Source organism: Cyanobium sp. BA5m-10 (assembly GCF_024346255.1).
Classification (GTDB): Bacteria; Cyanobacteriota; Cyanobacteriia; order PCC-6307; family Cyanobiaceae; genus Cyanobium_A; species Cyanobium_A usitatum.
Map to the genome: position 1 here is coordinate 14,001 of NZ_JAGQCP010000007.1, position 17,301 is coordinate 31,301.

Sequence of the window (17,301 nt, forward strand, 5' to 3'; positions counted from 1 at the left end):
AAGCAAGCCCGGCCCTGATGGGTGATCCGACCGTCGCGATCATTGCTGGTGAGGGCGTGTTGCCTCGGATGCTCTCGGAGGCTCTCAGCCGTGCGGGGCGGACCCATATCGCCTGCTATCCCCACGGTTTGGAGGTGGAAGTGCCGGCGGCTGAGGAGTTTTTCTTCGAGCGCTCGATCGCCTTCATCAAGTCGCTGCAGCAGCGAGGCATTCAGCAGATCGTGATGGTGGGCAAGTTTGTGCGGCCGCGCTCGCTCAACCTGCTGCGCTTTGAGGGCTCCACCTTGATGGCCGCTCCCCGCATCCTGGCGTCGCTGCGCAATGGCGATGACGCCTCCCTGCGGGCCCTGGCCCAGATCATTGAGGAGCACGGACTGAAGGTGGTGGGCATCGAAGATGTAGCGCCAAATCTGCTGCCGGAGCCAGGCTTGTATGCCAGCACCGTGCCCAGCGATCTTGACCGCGCCGATGTGGAGCGCGCCGCATACATCGTGGAGGCCATCTCCCAGGTGGACGTGGGCCAGGGAGCGGTGGTGGCCAAGGGGCTGTGCCTGGCCACCGAAGCCCTGCCCGGCACCGACGCCATGCTCGAGTGGGTGGCGACCACCCGCACCGATCGGCCGGAGACGGGACGCACCGGGGTGCTCTACAAGGCCCCCAAGCTCAACCAGGACCGGCGCATGGACCTCCCCGGCATCGGCCCCACCACCGTGGCCAAGGCCGCGGCGGCGGGGCTGGCAGGTATCGCCTGGGAAGCCCGCAGCGCCCTGCTGCTGGATGCTGAGCAGACGATGGCGGACGCCGAGCGGCTGGGGCTGTTTCTGTGGTCGCGGGAGCCTGATCAGGGTTAAGCCAGCACACCTTTGCTGCTCGGCACCGCACCCGCCCGGCGCGGATCGAGCTCCGTCGCCTGGCGCAGAGCCCGGGCGAACGCCTTGAAGCAGGCCTCCACGATGTGGTGGGAGTTCACCCCATCCAGCTGGCGTATGTGCAGGGTGAGGCCAGCGTTGTTGGCCACCGCCACGAAGAACTCCTTCACCAGCTCGGTGTCGTAGCTGCCAATCTTCTGGGCCGGGATCTTTAGCCCGTAGCTGAGGTGGGGCCGGCCGCTGCAGTCGAGGACCACCTGCACCAGGGCCTCATCCAGCGGCGCCATGAAGTGACCGAAGCGGTGGATGCCGCGCCGCTCGCCCAGGGCCAGGGCCAGGGCCTGGCCTACGGCAATGCCCACGTCTTCGTTGGTGTGGTGATCGTCGATATGGGTGTCCCCCAGCGCCTTGATCTCCAGGTCGATCAGGCTGTGGCTACTGATCTGGTGGAGCATGTGGTCAAGGAAGGGCACGCCGGTGTTCACCGTGCAGCGGCCGCTGCCATCGAGCCCCAGCGTTACGCTCACGTCGGTTTCGCCGGTGACGCGGTGGATGGTGCCGGTACGCATGGGGTTGCCCTCCTGGGCCTGCTTGGGCTCTTTGCTCAGTGTGCCGCTCACATCCCCGTGATGCAGTAGCCGGCGTCCACATAGATCACCTGGCCGGTGATGCCGGAGGCCAGGGGGCTGGCCAGGAAGGCGGCGGTGCTGCCCACTTCCTCCTGGGTGACGGTGCGTTGCAGGGGCGCTTTGGCCTCCACGTTGTGGATCATGTCGAGGATGCCGCCGATGGCGCTGCTGGCCAGGGTGCGGATCGGTCCGGCGCTGATGGCGTTGACGCGCACCTGCTTCTCGGGGCCAAGCTCAGCCGCCAAATAGCGCACCGAGGCCTCCAGGGCTGCCTTGGCCACGCCCATCACGTTGTAATTAGGGATGGCCCGTTCAGCCCCCAGGTAGCTCAGCGTGATCACGCTGCCGCCTGGGTTGAACAGGGGTTTGGCGAAGCGGCACAGGGGCGCCAGGGAGTAGGCGCTCACCTCCAGGGCCCGGCCGAAGCCCTCGGGGCTGATGGCGGAATAGTCGCCGATCAGCTCCTCCTTGCCGGCGAAGGCCAGGCAGTGCACCAGCACGTCGATCGAGCCCCATTGCTCCTTCACCCGCGCAAACACGGCTTCGATTTGGGCGGGGTCCTGCACGTTTAGGGGCTCGAACAGGCTGGGTGCCAGCGGCGCGGTGAGCTCGCGCACCTTGCCCTCGAAGCGGCCCTTCTCATCGGGCAGATAGGTCACTCCCAGCTCAGCCCCGGCGGCATGCAGCTGCTGGGCGATGCCCCAGGCGATCGACTTGTTATTGGCGATGCCGGTAACCAGGGCCTTTTTGCCGCGCAGATCGAGGAGCATGGGAGCAGTGGCCAGGAGCCGGAACGATGCGATCGGGCGATTCTCTCCCACCCGGCGATCTGCCCCGCCAGTTCGCCAATCGCGATGGGATGGAGGCGACCCTGCGCCAGCTGTTTCCCCAGGCCCCAGGTGGGTTGAGTCCCATTCAGGGCGGGCGCCGGGCGGCTGAAGCGGCCCTGGCTGCCATCGATCCGGCCGCCTATGGCCGCAGCCGCAACCACCTCGATGGGGCGGTGACGCGCCTCTCGCCCCATATCCGCCATGGCGTGCTCAGCCTGGTGGAGGTGCGTGAGGCTGTGTTCGCCTGGCTGGCGCGCAGCGGCCAGCCGCCGGTAGCGGCCCAAAAATTAATCAACGAGCTGGGCTGGCGCGACTACTGGCAGCGGCTCTGGCGCCAGCTGGGCGATGGCATCTGGCGCGACCAGGAGCCGCTCAAGACCGGCCATCCCCCCGAGCGCTACGCCGCCGCGCTGCCGGACGATCTGCTCGAGGCCCGCACCGGTCTGGCCTGCATGGATGGCTTCGCCAATGAACTGATCCACACCGGCTGGCTGCACAACCACGCCCGCATGTGGCTGGCGGCCTACGTGGTGCACTGGCGGCTGATCCAGTGGCAGGCGGGTGCCCGCTGGTTTCTGCAGCATCTGCTCGATGGCGATCCGGCCAGCAACAACCTCAGCTGGCAGTGGGTGGCCAGCAGCTTCAGCAGCAAGCCCTACATGTTTAATCGCGCCAACTTGGAGCGTTTCAGCTCCGGCCGCTACTGCTCTGCTTGCGCCGCCGCCACAGACGGCACCTGCCCGTTTGAGGCCAGCTACGAGCAGTTGCAGGCGGACCTGTTCCCAGGAGCCAGCTCGTGCTGAAGCCCGTGCTCTGGATCCATGGCGAGGCTCTGGGGACCGCCAATCCCGCCCTGGCGGCCCATCCGGGGGCGCCGGCTCTATTCGTGTTCGACCGTGAGCTCATCGAGACCCAGCGCCTCAGCCTCAAGCGGTTGGGCTTTCTCTATGAGTGTCTGCTGGAGCTGCCGGTGACTCTGCGCCACGGCGACGTGGCCCTGGAGGTGCTGAGCTTCGCTCGCCGCCATGGGGCTGATGGCGTGGTCACCAGCGCTGCGGTGGATCCGCGCTTTGGGCTGTTGCGGGAGCAGATTGCCGCCCAGTTACCGCTGCAGGTGCTGGAGCCTGAACCCTTCGTGGCGCTGCCGGAACCGCTGGATCTGCGCCGCTTCAGTCGCTATTGGCGCCGGGCTGAGCCGGTGCTGTGGGGGCGGGGTTCAGCAGCCGCTCCTCCTGCTCCAGCACGGCGTTGGGATCGCTGAGCAGGTCGGCTTCCTCCAGCAGCGGGTAGGGCTCCGGCTTGATTTCGGCGGCGTTGCGGGGGGGCTCCACCCAGCTGAAGCTGCTGCGGGGGGACTGTTGCTGACAGAGGGCCTGGCTCTGCTGGCGCAGGGCCCGGCGCACGTCCTGGCGGGCGACGGCCTGGAAGAACTCTTGGCGCGGCGCCAGCCCCGAGCTGAACGGGGCCGTGCCATTGCCGTTGAACAGCCGGGCCGCATCGGCGCTCCAGCGGGGTTGGCAGCGGCCGCTCTGGCGGGTATCGGTGTCGATCCAGATGTGCAGGCCGTAGCCATCGGGCTGACTCACCACGGCCAGGCCGTCGTAGGCCATCCGCCTCTGCAGCGGATAGATCGCCCAGGTGGGGTGGCGGTGGGCCGGCACGCAGGCGCTGAGCAGCCCGGCGCCAAAGGCCGTGCTCAGGCCAGTGGCGAGGGCGGTGGCGAGGGCAGGACGTCTCCGGAATGGGGTCACAATCGGGGGCACAGGCCGGATGCCTGCTGCAAGATCAAGTGGCATCCTGCCCCCGCGCTGGCGTGGTGGGCGACGTAAGTTGCTTGCCATGCAAGTGCCCCCGTTCAGCCTCAGCGAGCAGATTCAGGAGCTGGGCGCAGCTCTGGATCAGGCTGTGCTCGAGGTTTTGCGCAGTGGTCAGTACATCGGCGGCGCCACGATCTCTCGCTTTGAAACCGACTTCGCCACGGCCTGTGGCGTGCCCCACGCCATCGGCTGCAACAGCGGCACCGATGCCCTGATCCTGGCCCTGCGGGGCTTGGGCATCGGTCCAGGCGATGAGGTGATCACGGCTTCCTTCAGCTTTTTCGCCACCGCCGAAGCGATCAGCGCCGTGGGCGCCACGCCGGTGTTTGTGGATGTTGAGGAGAGCAGCTACCTGATCGATCTCGATCAGCTGGAAGCGGCGATCACGCCGGCTACCCGGGCCCTGCTGCCTGTGCACCTGTTCGGGCGGCCCGTGGACATGGAGCGGGTATGTGCCATCGCTGAACGCCATGGCCTCAAGGTGGTCGAAGATTGTGCCCAGGCCACCGGTGCCAGCTGGGCGGGCCGGCCCGTGGGCAGTTGGGGGGATGTGGGCTGTTTCAGTTTCTTCCCCACTAAGAATCTTGGCGCCGCTGGCGATGGAGGGGCGATCACCTGCCGGGATGGCGAGCTGGCCCAGGTCATCCGGGAGCTGGCGGTGCATGGCATGCCCCGCCGCTATCTGCACACCGCCCTGGGCTACAACAGCCGCCTTGACGCCATCCAGGCGACAGTCCTGAATGTCAAGCTGCCCCACCTGCCGCGCTGGGTGAAGCACCGTGGCGCCATCGCCAGCCAATACCACGAGCACCTGGCCGCCCTGTCCGGCGTTTGCCTGCCCGAGGCCGGTTCCGAGGGCCATAGCTGGAACCAGTTCGTGCTGCGGGTGCCGGCCTGCCCCGCCGGCGTCATGGCCTGCGGCGGTGAGGCCAGCTGCACTCCCTCCGCCGACAGCGCTGCTTTCGGCTTGCCGCAGGCCTGCTGCCGCGACTGGCTCAAGCAGCAGCTCCAGGAGGCCGGCGTCAGCACGATCATCTATTACCCAATCCCAATCCACCGCCAGCCGGCCTACGCGGAGCTGGGCTACGGGCCCGGATCCCTACCGGTGACAGAGCGTCTCTGCACCGAGGTGCTAAGCCTGCCGATCTTTCCGGAGCTCAGCGGCGAGCAGCAGCAGCGGGTGATCGAGGTGCTGCGCGCTGTGTTGGCTCAGCCCTTGATCGTGGCGTAAAGCGCCTTGAAGCGCGTCTGCTGAGTTTTGTGGTTCACCAGCGGGGCCGGGTAGCCGCGGCGCTCCAGCGGGGCGATCTCCCCACTGATCAGGTCGCGGGTGGCCACGTGTCGCAGCTCCGGCAGCCAGGTGCGGATGTAAGTGCCCTCGGGATCAAACTTGCCTGCCTGGGTGGCCGGGTTGAAGATGCGCAGCGGTTTGGGGTCCATGCCGCTGCTGGCGCTCCACTGCCAGCCGCCGTTGTTGGCGGCCAGATCGCCATCCACCAGGCGAGCCATGAAGGCCGCCTCGCCCCAGCGCCAGTCGCAGATCAGGTCCTTCACCAGGAAGGAGGCCACGATCATGCGGCAGCGGTTGTGCATCCAGCCGCTCTCATTTAGCTGGCGCATGGCGGCATCGATGATCGGCATGCCCGTGAGTCCCTCGCGCCAGGCCTCAAACCAGCCGCTGTCGTTGTCCCAGGGGAAGGCGCGCCACTGGGGCCGGTAGGGCCCTTCAGCCAGCTCGGGAAAGTGAAAAAGTGCCTGCTGGTAAAACTCGCGCCAAGCCAGCTCCTGCTCCCACACCTGGATTGAGTGCCGCTCCTCCTCGCTGCGGGCCAGCGGCCTGGCCTGCTGAGCGGCGGCCCAGGCCTGGCGGGGGCTGAGCGTGCCGAACTTGAGGGCGGCGCTGAGCCCTGAGGTGCCCGCTTCGCCGGGGATGTTGCGTCCCGGTTCGTAGCCAAGCAGCGCAATGGAGCGGCTATCGCCATCGCAGAAGGCTGCCAGCTGCTCTTGGGCCGCTTTTTCGCCAGGACGGCAGGGGCAGAGCTCAGCACCTCCAAAGCCGTGCTCCAAAAAACCATGCTCCAGTTCCGGGCTGGTGAGCGGCAGCCCGCTGAGCTGGGTGGACTCGCAATCCATCAGGGCGCTCGGCGCCGGCAGGGGGTCCAGGCCACCCGAGGCTGCTGTGCCGGTAGCGCTCGCCTCCTCCACCCAGCGGCGCCAACTGCGCCAGTAGGGCCCGTAGACCCGATAAGGGTCGCCAGCGCCGGTTTTGAGGGCTTCCGGCGCCACCAGGAGCTGGTCCCAATCGGCTAGCACCTTGCACCCCTCCGCCTGCAGCGCCCGCGCCACCCGCCGGTCGCGCTCTCGCCCGAAGGGTTCCACGTCCCGGTTCCAGGCCACCACTTCGGCGCCTAGGGCGTTGGCCAACCTGGGCAGCAGCTCGGCTGGATCACCACGCAATACCACCAGCCTGCTGCCGGCCTGCTGCCAGGCCTGCTGCAGCTCCCGCAGGCTCTCAGAAAGAAACCACAGCCGCGCTGGGGCCATGCTGGGATCCGAGAGGATGGCCGGATCCAGCACGAACACCCCGGTCACGGCAGGGCTGGCGGCGGCGGCCGCCGCCAGGCCCCGGTTGTCGGCCAGGCGCAGATCGCGGCGATGCCAAAACAGCCAGCGCTCCGGAGCCATTAGATCCCCAGCAGTTGCTTGGCCCGCAGCCAGGCGGTGACGCTTTTGCCATCGAGGTACTCGTCGCCGCTGGCCAGGGCCGCATCCAGTTCGCCGGGCTCCATCAGCAGCACCTCTAGGTCTTCGTCGTCGTCGCCGGCGGGCGGTTCGGCCAAGGGGCTGAGGTCGCGGGCCAGGAACAGGTGAATCACCTCATCGGAGTAGCCCGGGCAGGGCAGCATCGCCCCCAGGGGATCCCAGCGGCTGGCGCTGTAGCCGGCCTCCTCCTGCAGCTCCCGCTGCATGGTGCTGAGGGGATCTTCGCCTTCATCGAGGGTGCCGGCCGGAAATTCCAGCAGGCGGGTGGCCACGGCGAAGCGGTACTGGCGCAGCACTACCACCCGGCCGTCGTCAAGCACCGGCACCGCCAGGGAGGCGCCGGGGTGGCGGATCAAGCCAAAAGTGCCCACCACGCCCATCGGCAGCTCGACGCGGTTGACCTCAAAGCGGATCTTGCGGGCATCGAGCACCGCGGTGGTTTCCAGGTGACGCGAGGGCTCTGGAGCGGGGAGGGGCGCCATGGCTGGGCTTGTCGCGGGTCTGTGGGGCCAGCATCGCGCAGGGTTACCCCAGCTGCTCGGGCCAGCCGGGTCTGCCAGCTAGCGCTATCACCGCGCACCCAGGTTCTGGGGCCAGGCCTGCCAGGGCAGCCAGCGGCGCCAGCACAAAGTCTCGCTGCCGCCAAAGCGGGTGGGGCAACTGGAGGCGGGGGGTGTGGCAGCTCAGATCCCCCCACCAGAGCAGGTCGAGGTCGATGCTGCGGGGGGCCCAGCGCGCCTGACGCTCCCGGCCGAAGTCATGCTCCAGCGCTTGCAATTGCTCCAGTAGAGCTTCACCGGCTGCTGTCCTTGCCCTATCTGCTCCCAGCCCTGCCACCAGGCCGTCCACCACTAGGACCGCATTGATATAAGGCGGCTGGCCTGGGGGGCCGCCTACGGGTTCGGTCTCAAACAGAGGAGACCAGCGGAAGCCGGTAGGCCCCGAGCTGAGGCACTGGCCCCACTGGCGCAGGCTGGCTTCGAGCAGGGGGCGCACGGCGATCAGGGTGGCGATCGGGCCACCGCAGCGGCTGGGCAGGTTGGCGCCTAGGGCGATGGCCAGGGTTGCCGCTTCACTGCCTCTGGGCTGATCAGCGAGACTGGCTGGCATGTGAATCGGGTCTTAGCCCTCCCATGGTTGCAAGCGGAGTTGCCAGTAGGGCCTTTCCCCTCGCCGCCATCACCGGCCACGGCACCCTCAAGTTGGCCCTGCTGCTGGCCGCGGTCGATCCAGGCCTGGGCGGGGTGGTGATCGCCGGTGGTCGTGGCACTGGCAAGTCGGTGTTGGCTCGCGGTCTGCATGCCCTGCTGCCGCCGATCGACGTGCTTGATGTGGGCGGCCAGGCCCTCAACATCGATCCCCAGAGGCCCGATGACTGGGACGAGGCAACCTGCATTCGGCTTACCGAATTGGGTGCCGATCCCACGGGAGTAGCTACCAGCGCCCTGTTGCCCACCGCAGTGGTGCCGGCGCCCTTTGTGCAGGTGCCGTTGGGCATCACCGAAGACAGGCTGGTGGGCTCGGTCGATGTGACGGCTTCGCTGACCAGTGGCCAGGCTGTTTTTCAGCCAGGGCTGCTGGCTGAAGCCCATCGGGGTGTGCTCTATGTCGACGAGCTCAACTTGCTTGACGACAACGTCACAAACCTGTTGTTGGCGGCGGTGGGCAGCGGCGAAAACCGGATCGAGCGGGAGGGCCTCAGCCTTAGCCACCCTTGTCGCTGCCTGCTGATCGCCACCTTCAATCCTGAGGAGGGGCCGGTGCGCGATCACCTGCTCGATCGCTTCGCCATCTGCCTAAGTGCCAATCAGGTGCTGGAGCTTGAGCAGCGGGTGGAAATCACCCGCTCGGCGATGGATCAGGCCGAATCCAGCACCGATTTCGGTGCACGCTGGCAGGAGGAAACCGATGCCCTGGCCACCCAGCTGCTGCTGGCGCGGCAGTGGCTACCGGATGTGCAGATTGCCCGCGAGCAGATCGTTTATCTGGTGAATGAGGCTTTGCGGGGTGGGGTCGAGGGCCATCGCAGCGAGCTTTATGCCGTGCGGGTGGCCCGGGCCCATGCAGCCCTCAGCGGCCGAGATCGAGTCGAGGCCGACGACCTTCAAGTAGCAGTGCGCCTGGTGATTGCACCTCGTGCCCTGCAAATGCCGCCCCCCGATCCCGACCAGCCTCTTGAACCCCCGTCGCCGCCCCGGGGAGAGACACCGCCCCAGGGGGAGACACCGCCCCAGGGGGAGCAGCCGCCGGAGGATCCCGATCAGCCTGAGAACGAGCAGGAGCCCGAGCAAGACAAAGACGATCAAGACGACGAAAGTCCCAAAGACGACGAACCTGAAGAAGACGAATCCCAAGACGACAGTCCTGAAGATCAGGCGCCGCCCCAGGTGCCTGAGGAATTTTTGCTGGATCCTGAGGCCATCGCCATCGATCCGGATCTGCTGCTGTTCGCCTCGGCCAAGGCCAAAACGGGCGGCAGTGGCAGCAGGGCGGTGGTGTTTAGCGATTCCCGCGGCCGCTATGTGAAGCCGATGCTGCCCCGCGGCCCGGTGAAGCGCATCGCTGTCGATGCCACCCTGCGGGCGGCCGCCCCCTATCAGAAATCTCGCCGTGAGCGGCAGCCCCATCGCAAGGTGATCGTGGAAGACGGTGACCTGCGCGCCAAACAGCTGCAGCGCAAGGCCGGTGCCCTGGTGATCTTCCTGGTGGATGCCAGCGGCTCGATGGCTCTCAATCGCATGCAGAGCGCTAAGGGGGCCGTGATTCGCTTGCTCACCGAGGCCTACGAAAATCGCGACGAAGTGGCCCTGATTCCCTTCCGCGGCGAGCAGGCCGAGGTGCTGCTGCCCCCCACCCGCTCGATCACCGCTGCGCGCCGGCGTCTTGAGGCGATGCCCTGCGGCGGCGGCTCACCCCTGGCCCACGGGCTCTCCCAGGCCGCCCGGGTGGGGGCCAACGCTCTGGCCACGGGCGATCTGGGCCAGGTGGTGGTGGTAGCGATCACCGATGGCCGCGGCAACGTGCCCCTCAGCCGCTCCCTGGGTCAACCCCAGCTGGAGGGCGAGGAGCCGGTGGACCTCAAGGAGGAGGTGAAGCAGGTGGCCAGCAAGTACCGGGCCCTAGGCATCAAGCTGCTGGTGATCGATACCGAGCGCAAGTTCATCGGCAGCGGCATGGGCAAGGACCTGGCTGAGGCGGCCGGCGGCAAGTACGTGCAACTACCCAAGGCCAGCGATCAGGCCATCGCTGCCATCGCCATGGAGGCGATCAACGGGATTTAGGGCTTTGTCTGCGTGGCCTTCTCTCGGGCGGCCTTGTCTCGGGCGACGTCGGTCTGGGCCGGGTACAGCTCATCGAAGAATTTGCCCAAGCCCACGGCCACGCTGCGGATGCCGTCCATGAAGCGGGGATCGTCGGTGAGTTTGGTCACATCGCCCCCAACTGAATTCCATTTGGCGGTGAGCTGCTCGGCATTGCTGACGGTGGCCTTCAGATCCTTCAGGGTCTGGGGATTGTCTAGGGCGGCGATAATCCGGCGCAGGTGGTCAGTGCTGCTGTTGAGATTGGTGATCGTGGGCTGGGCCGCTTTCACCGTCGATTCGAGCTCCTTGGCCAGGGACTGGCCTTCCTTCATGAAGTTGGAAGTGTCCTTGGCGGTGCGATCGAAGCTGCTGGCCGCGGTTGAGACTTTGCTGAGCAGTTTCATCTGGTCTGTTTCCACCAGCATCTTGTGCATCAGCGTGGTCACGCTGGTCAGACTTGGTCCCTGGATTCCCTCGATCGAGGAGCCATTGCAAATGGCTACGGTCGTGTTGCAGGCCTTGGAGCGAGGGTTGGCAGAGCCTGGCGGCAAGGGCGGGCCGCTGCTGATCAGAGCAACTTCGGCTTCACCACCTAGTAAGGAGGCTTCGCCGATCTCCGCCCTTGTAGGCCGAGCCAGATTCAGATCGGCATGGTTGATTTCCAGTTCAGCAACCACCGCCTCGGGTGTCACGGTTACGCGCCGCACGCTGCCAACTAAAACTCCTCTGTAGGTCACAGGTGAGCGCTCTGCCAGGCCAGATGCTTCGGCGAAGCTGGCTTTGACGCTCCAGTTTTGCCTGCTTAGGGAGATGCCGCGCAACCAGAAGGAGAGACCTACGGCACTGCCGATAGCGGCTAACAGGGAGAAGCCGACAACTGCTTCGCGGATGCTGCGGCGCATGGATTCAGAGCTCCGCAGGTTGCATCGGTCCGCGCAGACTACCGCTCCTGAACTGCACCACGTAGGGATCGCTGCAGCTGCGGTATTCCTCAACCGTGCCGCTCCAGCGGAATTGGCCGTCGTACAGCAGCACAACCCGTTCCGCAGAGCGTTCGATGGTGCTGTGCACATGGCTCACCACCACAGAGGTGGCCCGAGCTACTTCCGTGGTGCGCACGATTAGATCTTCGATTCGGGTACAAGCAATCGGATCCAGGCCGGCCGTGGGTTCGTCGAACAGCAGCAGGGGCATCTGTTCATTTGGCTTGGCCGGGTCGTCGATTAGGGCCCGGGCAAAGCTGACCCGCTTCTGCATGCCGCCGCTGAGCTCCGCAGGCATTTGCTCCTCGATGCCTTGAAGCCCCACCGCATGCAGTGCTGCGCCCACTCGCTCTCGTATCTCTCGTTCAGCTAGCCGGCCGTGGCGATAGAGCAGGAAGCCGACGTTTTCACGCACGGTTAGGGAGCCAAGTAGGGCCGGGTTCTGAAACACCAGCCGTACGTCCTGAGGCTGACGCTGATCTAGGCGCAAATAGGTCTGAGGGATGCCATGGAGACTCAAGCTGCCGCTGTTGGGCAGCTGCAGTCCTGCCAGCAGACGCAGGATGGTTGACTTGCCCGCTCCGGAAGGCCCAACCACCACTAGGCGCTCGCCGGCGGCGATCTGCAGATTTACCTGGTTAAGGATGCAGCGGCTGCCCCAGCGCACGCTGAGGTTCTCCATTGCGGCCAGCGGTGGTGCTGAGGAAGCCAGAGGGGGCCTATGAAGAAGTTTCCATCCTCGCTGTTTGCGGTGCCGATGGCACTCCTTAAAGTTCAGCCAATTGCGGCAGCGTCCTCCCCCGCCCTTTGCGCTCCTCCGCTCCGGTCTCTCGATTGCGGCGCTCCCGCCGACCGCTGCCGAAACCGGGTTGGCTGGGCCGCGGAGATCTGCGCCGCAAGGACCTGATGAGTCGCTCCCGGCGAGCGGCCCGCTGGTTGCAGCCAGGACTGGTGGTGAAGCGCTGGGTGCTCACCTCCGGGTTGGGGTTATTGGTGGCCCTGCTCGGCGCGGCGGTGTGGGCCGATTTGCAGCCGATCTACTGGATGCTCTCCAGTATTCAATGGCTGCTGGCTCAGGTCACCGGGGTGTTGCCTCGCAAGTTCACGGGGCCGTTGGTGTTGCTGGTTGGAGCTGTGCTGATCTGGCTGGGCCAGAGCCGCAGTTTCGGTTCCATTCAGCAGGCTTTGGCCCCGGAAAAGGACACATTGTTAGTGGATGCCCTGCTGGCTCAGGGGCGCCTCAACCGCGGCCCAAGCATCGTCGCCATTGGCGGCGGCACCGGCCTTTCCACCCTGCTCAGTGGACTAAAGCGCTACAGCAGCAATCTCACGGCCATCGTCACGGTTGCCGATGACGGCGGCAGCAGCGGGGTGCTGCGGCGGGAGCTGGGCGTGCAACCTCCCGGCGACATCCGCAACTGCCTGGCGGCCCTGGCTCGGGAGGAACCCCTGCTGACCCGGTTGTTCCAATACCGCTTCAAGGCCGGTAGCGGTCTGGAGGGCCACAGCTTCGGCAACTTATTCCTTTCAGCCCTCACGGCGATCACTGGCAATCTGGAATCGGCCATCACCGCCAGCAGCAGGGTGTTGGCGGTGCAGGGGCAGGTGGTGCCCGCCACCAACGCCGACGTGCGTTTGTGGGCTGAGCTTGAGAACGGCGAACGGATCGAAGGCGAGTCGAAGATTGGCCACGCCTCCAGCCCAATCGTGCGGTTGGGCTGCACGCCCGAGCGACCTCCGGCCCTACCCCGAGCCCTGGAAGCCATCGCAAATGCCGATTTGATCGTGCTTGGCCCGGGCAGCCTTTACACCTCATTGCTGCCCAACCTGCTCGTACCCGAGCTGGTGCAGGCCATCCGTCGCAGCAAGGCACCGCGCCTTTACATCTGCAACCTGATGACCCAGCCGGGCGAAACCGATGGGCTCGATGTAGAGGGACATTTGCGGGCCCTTGAGGCCCAATTGGCCAGCCTCGGGGTGGAGGAGCGACTATTCACCGCCGTGCTCGCCCAGGAAGATCTGGGCGATTCCGCCTTGATTGACCATTACCGGCACCAGGGTGCCGAGCCGGTGGCCTGTGACACGCGCCAGCTGCGCCGCCAGGGCTACGAAGTGATGTTGGCACCGCTCCAAGGGGCTAGGCCTACGGCCACGTTGCGCCACGATCCCCGCAGCGTCGCCCTAGCGGTGATGCGTTTTTACCGTAATCACCAGAGGGGCAGCGGCTCCGCGTCCTAGTAGGCGTCCTGCATTTCGTAGAAATCGGGCTGCACGTAGTCCTTGCGCATCGGAAAGCCTTTCCAGTCTTCCGGCATCAACAGCCGCTTGGGATGGGGGTGGCCAGCAAACTGAATGCCGTACATGTCGAAGGTTTCCCGCTCCTGCCAGTCGGCACCGCGGAACAGGCCATAAAGAGTGGGAATAGTGAGATCGCCGTCGCGCTCCAGAAATACCTTGATGCGCACTTCTTCAGGGGCTTCCCCTGGGGGCATCACTCCAGCAGTACAGCGATCTGAAAGGGCTGCCAGCTTGACCAGGTGGTAGAAGCTCACCAACCGGCCACCTGCCCCTTCGTCGTAGCCCCCTTGGCATTGCAGGTAATCGAACCCTTGGCTTTTGAGGGCCGTAGCTATTACGGGCAGAAACACCGCTTCCACGCCGAGCATTTCGATGCCGAGATGGTCGCTGCCAAGCGCAACATGATCAAAACCCTGGCTGGAAAGCCAGCTGCCAACCGCGCCGGGAGCCGGGGTTTCAAGCGCCGTGCTGCTGGAGTTGTTGCCGGCGTTGGTTTGGATTGCGTCAGGCATGGCAGGCGTGGAGGAGGTGCTCAGGCTTCGACTGGTGCAGGGATGGCCGCAGCTGGTGCGGGCATGGGAAGGGAGCTGGCGGCGGCTAGGGCCTGTCTTTGGGTTTCGGCTGCTAAGTATTGACCATTCACGATCGGGGCCACCGCTTTCATCTGGTGGGAGACCGTGCAATAGCGGTGCGATTGCTGCAGATTGCCGCGCTCGACCAAGGCTTCGTTGCCCACTTTTTTACGCAGTTTGATCACCGCATCAAAGATTGCTTCCGGGCGAGGAGGGCAGCCGGGTAGATAGAGATCTACGGGTATCAACTTGTCCACGCCCCGCACGGCGGTGGTGGAATCGGCGGAAAACATGCCGCCGGTGATGGTGCAAGCGCCCATGGCGATCACATATTTCGGCTCAGGCATCTGCTCATAGAGACGCACCAGGGCAGGGGCCATCTTCATGGTCACGGTGCCGGCCACGATCAGCAGGTCCGCCTGGCGTGGACTAGAGCGGGGCACTAGACCAAAGCGGTCGAAATCGAAGCGGGAGCCAATCAGGGCGGCAAATTCGATGAAGCAGCAAGCCGTGCCGTAAAGCAGGGGCCAGAGACTCGAGAGGCGCGCCCAGTTGTGAATGTCATCCAGGGTGGTGAGGATGACATTTTCGGAGAGATCCGAGGTGATCGTTGGCGTGCCAACCGGGTTGCAGCTAGCCGCCCGCAGATCCTTTAAAGCTTCTATTGAGGGTGTGTTGGTCATGGGTTCAGCTCCACTCAAGGGCGCCTTTGCGCCAGGCGTATGCGAGGGCGACTACCAGGATGGCGATGAAGATAAGGGCTTCGATAAAGGCCAGCAGGCCAAGGCGGTGAAATGCCACGGCCCAGGGGTAAAGAAAGACGGTCTCCACGTCAAAGATGACGAAGACCAAGGCAAACATGTAGTAGCGGATATTGAATTGAATCCAGGCGCCGCCAATCGGCTCCATGCCCGATTCGTAGGTGAGCTCGCGCTCGCCCTTGCGGCTCTGGGGTGACAGCAATTTGTTGGCCAGCAACGCCAGCACTGGCACCGCCGCTGAAATCAGCAGGAAGCCAACAAAAGCGTCGTAGCCGGAGAGCACGAACATGCGAGCCATACCAACCTGCCGGTTAGTCTGGCATCTGTGCCCGGGCCCTGGGGTGGCACCGATAAAGTGACTGAACCACCTGAGGCCCAGGGATGAGTTCTGATCAAGTGCCTGGGCCCCAGCCCGAAGCCAGCGAACCCAGCGAGGTCATGGAGGCCGAGCCGGGCCCTCAAGCGGAAGAGGCGCTGTCAGTGGATCCAGTGGAGGATCCAGATACGCACCGATTTGAATGCCGCAGCTGCGGTTTCGTCTACGACCCGGATGAGGGGGTGCGCAAGTTGGCCATCGCCCCCGGTACGCCATTTAGCCAGCTTGATCCGATCGGCTTCCGCTGCCCCGTCTGCCGCAGTCGGGTGGGGGCCTTTAAGGACATCGGTCCCCGCAACAAGCCCAGCGGCTTCGAAGAAAACCTCAACTTCGGGTTGGGCGTCAACAAGCTCACCCCAGGCCAGAAGAATGTCTTGATCTTCGGGGGCTTCGCTTTGGCTTTTGCCTTCTTCCTCTCCCTCTACTCCCTGCGCTGATGACCAGTCTTCCCCTGTCCCGCAAGCTTCAGGCCCTAATGCGGCCCCTAGTGAGCTTGCTGCTCGTTGCTGGGCTGGGCTTTGGCCTCTCCGGCTGTGTCACCACCGGGTTGCCTGTGGCAGCCGCAAGCCCCTGGCAAGCAGTGCCTTTGGCCACAAAGGCCAATCCCCTGGATGTGGCCTTCACCGATGACCGCCACGGCTTCTTGGTGGGTAGCAATAGATTGATACTGGAAACCAACGATGGCGGTGCCAGCTGGGCTGAGCGGGCCCTCGATCTGCCGGAAGAGGAAAACTTCCGTTTGATCAGCCTTGATTTCCGCGGCGATGAGGGCTGGATTGCCGGCCAGCCTGGTTTGTTGCTGCACACCACGGACGGGGGCCAAAACTGGAGCCGTCTTTTCCTGGATACCAAGCTGCCAGGTGAGCCGTACTTGATCACGGCTTTGGGGCCAGATCAGGCCGAGCTGGCCACCAATGTGGGAGCGATCTATCAAACCCGTGATGGCGGCACCAATTGGCAAGCCGATGTGGATGACGCTGCCGGGGCCGTGCGGGAGCTGCGCCGCTTTGGCGATGGTCGTTATGTAAGCGTCAGTGGACTGGGCAATTTCTTCTCCACTTGGAAGCCAGGGGATGGCACCTGGCAGCCCCACCAACGCATGAGCAGCCAGCGGCTCCAGTCGATGGGCTTCCAGCCCGACGGCTCCCTCTGGATGTTGGCCCGTGGAGCCCAGATCCGCTTTAACCCAGATGCCAGCAACGTTGAGGAGTGGGGCAAGGCGGTGGTGCCGATCACGAATGGCTTCGGTTATCTCGACATGGCCTGGGCTCCTGATGGCTCGATCTGGACAGGCGGCGGCAGCGGCACCTTGTTGATGTCCAGCGATGGTGGCAAAAGCTGGCAGAAAGATCCGGTGGGCGCCCAGCAGCCCTCCAACTTCACCCGCATCAGCTTTAAGTCAGATGGCAAGGGCTTCGTGCTTGGTGAACGGGGATCCCTGCTGCGCTGGGTGGGCTGATCCCGCCCCGTCCAGCTGCTGCGGTCGCCAACTTCTGTAACCAAGGCGCCATTCCGGCCCCGTCATCCCCCGGCTCACCCTTAAGATTATTGAGCTGAACGCTTGTTGCTATGGCTGCCGGCTCGACAGGAGAACGCCCGTTCTTCGAGATCATCACGAGCATTCGTTACTGGGTAATCCATGCGGTTACCCTGCCCGCCATCTTTTTGGCCGGCTTCATGTTCGTTTCTACGGGCTTGGCCTATGACGCCTTTGGGACCCCTCGCCCTGACGCCTATTTTCAGGCTCAGGAAAGCAAAGCTCCAGTGGTGAGTCGGCGTTACGAGGGCAAGACCCAACTTGACCAGCGCTTGCAATAAGCCATGACCCAAGCACCTGTTTCCACCACTCCCCGCAACTATCCGATCTTCACGGTTCGGTGGCTGTCGGTGCATGCCCTCGGCGTTCCCACGGTCTTTTTCCTGGGATGTCTTGCGGCTATGCAATTTGTCCGCCGCTGAGTCGGTAATCGCTCGTCAGCCATGCAACGCTCTCCTAATCCCAATAATTTGCCGGTTGAACTAAACCGCACCAGCTTGTTTTTGGGCTTGTTGTTCGTTTTCACGATCGGCATCCTTTTTTCAAGTTATTTCTTTAACTGAC

General features: G+C 64.8%; 22 protein-coding genes. 11 read left to right on the plus strand and 11 right to left on the minus strand.

Features of this window, described 5'->3' with window-relative positions; all coding sequences use genetic code 11:
- Window positions 1-17: 17 nt before the first annotated feature.
- A complete protein-coding gene (locus tag KBY85_RS04480; protein ID WP_254960359.1) occupies window positions 18-851 on the plus strand; it encodes an LpxI family protein in 834 nt (277 codons plus the stop codon).
- Here the strand turns inward: KBY85_RS04480 and hisB are convergent.
- Window positions 848-1,438 carry an imidazoleglycerol-phosphate dehydratase HisB gene (hisB, locus tag KBY85_RS04485; RefSeq protein ID WP_254960408.1) on the minus strand — a complete coding sequence of 197 codons (591 nt, stop codon included), beginning with the start codon at window positions 1,436-1,438 and terminating at the stop codon, window positions 848-850. The genes KBY85_RS04480 and hisB overlap by 4 nt on opposite strands.
- 47 nt (window positions 1,439-1,485) lie before the next feature.
- A complete protein-coding gene (fabI, locus tag KBY85_RS04490; RefSeq protein ID WP_254942055.1) occupies window positions 1,486-2,268 on the minus strand; it encodes an enoyl-ACP reductase FabI in 783 nt (260 codons plus the stop codon).
- Window positions 2,269-2,294: 26 nt separating this feature from the next.
- Between fabI and KBY85_RS04495 the strand changes: the two genes are divergently transcribed.
- Window positions 2,295-3,131 carry an FAD-binding domain-containing protein gene (locus KBY85_RS04495; protein ID WP_254960360.1) on the plus strand — a complete coding sequence of 279 codons (837 nt, stop codon included), beginning with the start codon at window positions 2,295-2,297 and terminating at the stop codon, window positions 3,129-3,131.
- A complete protein-coding gene (locus KBY85_RS04500; RefSeq protein WP_254960361.1) occupies window positions 3,125-3,589 on the plus strand; it encodes a hypothetical protein in 465 nt (154 codons plus the stop codon). Before KBY85_RS04495 ends, KBY85_RS04500 begins: the two co-directional genes overlap by 7 nt.
- On the opposite strand, the gene KBY85_RS04505 is transcribed toward KBY85_RS04500, so the two are convergent.
- Window positions 3,498-4,079, minus strand: coding sequence for a hypothetical protein (locus tag KBY85_RS04505; protein ID WP_315859967.1), 582 nt, complete (start codon window positions 4,077-4,079; stop codon window positions 3,498-3,500). The two genes, KBY85_RS04500 and KBY85_RS04505, sit on opposite strands and share 92 nt — an antisense overlap.
- 88 nt (window positions 4,080-4,167) lie before the next feature.
- Between KBY85_RS04505 and KBY85_RS04510 the strand changes: the two genes are divergently transcribed.
- A complete protein-coding gene (locus KBY85_RS04510) occupies window positions 4,168-5,376 on the plus strand; it encodes a DegT/DnrJ/EryC1/StrS aminotransferase family protein (protein WP_254960362.1) in 1,209 nt (402 codons plus the stop codon).
- On the opposite strand, the gene KBY85_RS04515 is transcribed toward KBY85_RS04510, so the two are convergent.
- Genes KBY85_RS04515 through folK form a run of 3 tightly spaced genes read right to left on the minus strand, consistent with a single transcriptional unit; the run spans window position 5,355 to window position 8,018 of the window.
- Complete coding sequence (locus KBY85_RS04515) at window positions 5,355-6,830, minus strand: FAD-binding domain-containing protein (RefSeq protein ID WP_254960363.1); 1,476 nt, start codon at window positions 6,828-6,830, stop codon at window positions 5,355-5,357. The genes KBY85_RS04510 and KBY85_RS04515 overlap by 22 nt on opposite strands.
- Entirely contained in the window at window positions 6,830-7,390 is a 561-nt protein-coding gene (locus KBY85_RS04520) for an NUDIX domain-containing protein (RefSeq protein ID WP_254960364.1), read from the minus strand. Before KBY85_RS04520 ends, KBY85_RS04515 begins: the two co-directional genes overlap by 1 nt.
- A gap of 43 nt (window positions 7,391-7,433) precedes the next feature.
- Window positions 7,434-8,018 carry a 2-amino-4-hydroxy-6-hydroxymethyldihydropteridine diphosphokinase gene (gene folK / locus KBY85_RS04525; RefSeq protein WP_254930468.1) on the minus strand — a complete coding sequence of 195 codons (585 nt, stop codon included), beginning with the start codon at window positions 8,016-8,018 and terminating at the stop codon, window positions 7,434-7,436.
- A 23-nt stretch (window positions 8,019-8,041) separates the two neighbouring features.
- Here folK and KBY85_RS04530 point away from each other — a divergent pair, with 23 nt between their 5' ends.
- A complete protein-coding gene (locus tag KBY85_RS04530; protein WP_254960365.1) occupies window positions 8,042-10,189 on the plus strand; it encodes a magnesium chelatase subunit D family protein in 2,148 nt (715 codons plus the stop codon).
- Here KBY85_RS04530 and KBY85_RS04535 read toward each other — a convergent pair.
- Both KBY85_RS04535 and KBY85_RS04540 read right to left on the minus strand, forming a co-directional pair.
- A complete protein-coding gene (locus KBY85_RS04535; RefSeq protein WP_254932420.1) occupies window positions 10,186-11,112 on the minus strand; it encodes an MlaD family protein in 927 nt (308 codons plus the stop codon). The genes KBY85_RS04530 and KBY85_RS04535 overlap by 4 nt on opposite strands.
- Window positions 11,113-11,116: 4 nt before the next feature.
- The gene (locus KBY85_RS04540) at window positions 11,117-11,875 is read right to left on the minus strand and encodes an ABC transporter ATP-binding protein (protein ID WP_254932419.1); all 759 of its coding nucleotides are present in this window, start codon (window positions 11,873-11,875) and stop codon (window positions 11,117-11,119) included.
- Window positions 11,876-12,099: 224 nt separating this feature from the next.
- On the opposite strand from KBY85_RS04540, the gene yvcK reads away from it, so the two are divergent.
- Window positions 12,100-13,431, plus strand: a complete 1,332-nt coding sequence (gene yvcK / locus KBY85_RS04545) for a gluconeogenesis factor YvcK family protein (RefSeq protein ID WP_254960410.1) — start codon at window positions 12,100-12,102, stop codon at window positions 13,429-13,431.
- Here the strand turns inward: yvcK and KBY85_RS04550 are convergent.
- From KBY85_RS04550 to ndhC, 3 genes are read right to left on the minus strand one after another with little or no spacing between them, the layout of a single operon-like run.
- A complete protein-coding gene (locus tag KBY85_RS04550) occupies window positions 13,428-14,003 on the minus strand; it encodes an NAD(P)H-quinone oxidoreductase subunit J (protein ID WP_254960366.1) in 576 nt (191 codons plus the stop codon). The two genes, yvcK and KBY85_RS04550, sit on opposite strands and share 4 nt — an antisense overlap.
- A 20-nt stretch (window positions 14,004-14,023) precedes the next feature.
- Window positions 14,024-14,746 carry an NADH dehydrogenase subunit K gene (locus KBY85_RS04555; RefSeq protein ID WP_106632245.1) on the minus strand — a complete coding sequence of 241 codons (723 nt, stop codon included), beginning with the start codon at window positions 14,744-14,746 and terminating at the stop codon, window positions 14,024-14,026.
- A gap of 4 nt (window positions 14,747-14,750) precedes the next feature.
- A complete protein-coding gene (gene ndhC, locus KBY85_RS04560) occupies window positions 14,751-15,113 on the minus strand; it encodes a photosynthetic/respiratory NAD(P)H-quinone oxidoreductase subunit C (RefSeq protein WP_106632246.1) in 363 nt (120 codons plus the stop codon).
- Between the two features lie 149 nt (window positions 15,114-15,262).
- Here ndhC and KBY85_RS04565 point away from each other — a divergent pair, with 149 nt between their 5' ends.
- The 5 genes from KBY85_RS04565 (at window position 15,263) to KBY85_RS04585 (ending at window position 17,300) form a co-directional block, all read left to right on the plus strand.
- Window positions 15,263-15,637 carry a rubredoxin gene (locus KBY85_RS04565; protein WP_241518273.1) on the plus strand — a complete coding sequence of 125 codons (375 nt, stop codon included), beginning with the start codon at window positions 15,263-15,265 and terminating at the stop codon, window positions 15,635-15,637.
- Complete coding sequence (locus KBY85_RS04570) at window positions 15,637-16,659, plus strand: photosynthesis system II assembly factor Ycf48 (protein ID WP_193486237.1); 1,023 nt, start codon at window positions 15,637-15,639, stop codon at window positions 16,657-16,659. Before KBY85_RS04565 ends, KBY85_RS04570 begins: the two co-directional genes overlap by 1 nt.
- 110 nt (window positions 16,660-16,769) lie before the next feature.
- Window positions 16,770-17,018 carry a cytochrome b559 subunit alpha gene (gene psbE / locus KBY85_RS04575; RefSeq protein ID WP_106632248.1) on the plus strand — a complete coding sequence of 83 codons (249 nt, stop codon included), beginning with the start codon at window positions 16,770-16,772 and terminating at the stop codon, window positions 17,016-17,018.
- 3 nt (window positions 17,019-17,021) lie between these two features.
- On the plus strand, window positions 17,022-17,159 hold the full coding sequence (psbF, locus tag KBY85_RS04580) for a cytochrome b559 subunit beta (protein ID WP_106632249.1): 138 nt from the start codon (window positions 17,022-17,024) through the stop codon (window positions 17,157-17,159).
- Window positions 17,160-17,180: 21 nt separating this feature from the next.
- Window positions 17,181-17,300, plus strand: a complete 120-nt coding sequence (locus KBY85_RS04585; RefSeq protein ID WP_094559111.1) for a photosystem II reaction center protein L — start codon at window positions 17,181-17,183, stop codon at window positions 17,298-17,300.
- Window position 17,301: the final 1 nt, after the last annotated feature.

Coding starts and splice junctions, on each gene's coding strand:
- KBY85_RS04480 (WP_254960359.1), top strand. CDS start 18: ATGGGTGATCCGACCGTCGCGATCATTGCTGGTGAGGGCGTGTTGCCT.
- hisB (WP_254960408.1), bottom strand. CDS start 1,438: ATGCGTACCGGCACCATCCACCGCGTCACCGGCGAAACCGACGTGAGC.
- fabI (WP_254942055.1), bottom strand. CDS start 2,268: ATGCTCCTCGATCTGCGCGGCAAAAAGGCCCTGGTTACCGGCATCGCC.
- KBY85_RS04495 (WP_254960360.1), top strand. CDS start 2,295: ATGCGATCGGGCGATTCTCTCCCACCCGGCGATCTGCCCCGCCAGTTC.
- KBY85_RS04510 (WP_254960362.1), top strand. CDS start 4,168: ATGCAAGTGCCCCCGTTCAGCCTCAGCGAGCAGATTCAGGAGCTGGGC.
- KBY85_RS04515 (WP_254960363.1), bottom strand. CDS start 6,830: ATGGCTCCGGAGCGCTGGCTGTTTTGGCATCGCCGCGATCTGCGCCTG.
- KBY85_RS04520 (WP_254960364.1), bottom strand. CDS start 7,390: ATGGCGCCCCTCCCCGCTCCAGAGCCCTCGCGTCACCTGGAAACCACC.
- folK (WP_254930468.1), bottom strand. CDS start 8,018: ATGCCAGCCAGTCTCGCTGATCAGCCCAGAGGCAGTGAAGCGGCAACC.
- KBY85_RS04530 (WP_254960365.1), top strand. CDS start 8,042: ATGGTTGCAAGCGGAGTTGCCAGTAGGGCCTTTCCCCTCGCCGCCATC.
- KBY85_RS04535 (WP_254932420.1), bottom strand. CDS start 11,112: ATGCGCCGCAGCATCCGCGAAGCAGTTGTCGGCTTCTCCCTGTTAGCC.
- KBY85_RS04540 (WP_254932419.1), bottom strand. CDS start 11,875: ATGGAGAACCTCAGCGTGCGCTGGGGCAGCCGCTGCATCCTTAACCAG.
- yvcK (WP_254960410.1), top strand. CDS start 12,100: ATGAGTCGCTCCCGGCGAGCGGCCCGCTGGTTGCAGCCAGGACTGGTG.
- KBY85_RS04550 (WP_254960366.1), bottom strand. CDS start 14,003: ATGCCTGACGCAATCCAAACCAACGCCGGCAACAACTCCAGCAGCACG.
- KBY85_RS04555 (WP_106632245.1), bottom strand. CDS start 14,746: ATGACCAACACACCCTCAATAGAAGCTTTAAAGGATCTGCGGGCGGCT.
- ndhC (WP_106632246.1), bottom strand. CDS start 15,113: ATGTTCGTGCTCTCCGGCTACGACGCTTTTGTTGGCTTCCTGCTGATT.
- KBY85_RS04565 (WP_241518273.1), top strand. CDS start 15,263: ATGGAGGCCGAGCCGGGCCCTCAAGCGGAAGAGGCGCTGTCAGTGGAT.
- KBY85_RS04570 (WP_193486237.1), top strand. CDS start 15,637: ATGACCAGTCTTCCCCTGTCCCGCAAGCTTCAGGCCCTAATGCGGCCC.
- psbE (WP_106632248.1), top strand. CDS start 16,770: ATGGCTGCCGGCTCGACAGGAGAACGCCCGTTCTTCGAGATCATCACG.
- psbF (WP_106632249.1), top strand. CDS start 17,022: ATGACCCAAGCACCTGTTTCCACCACTCCCCGCAACTATCCGATCTTC.
- KBY85_RS04585 (WP_094559111.1), top strand. CDS start 17,181: ATGCAACGCTCTCCTAATCCCAATAATTTGCCGGTTGAACTAAACCGC.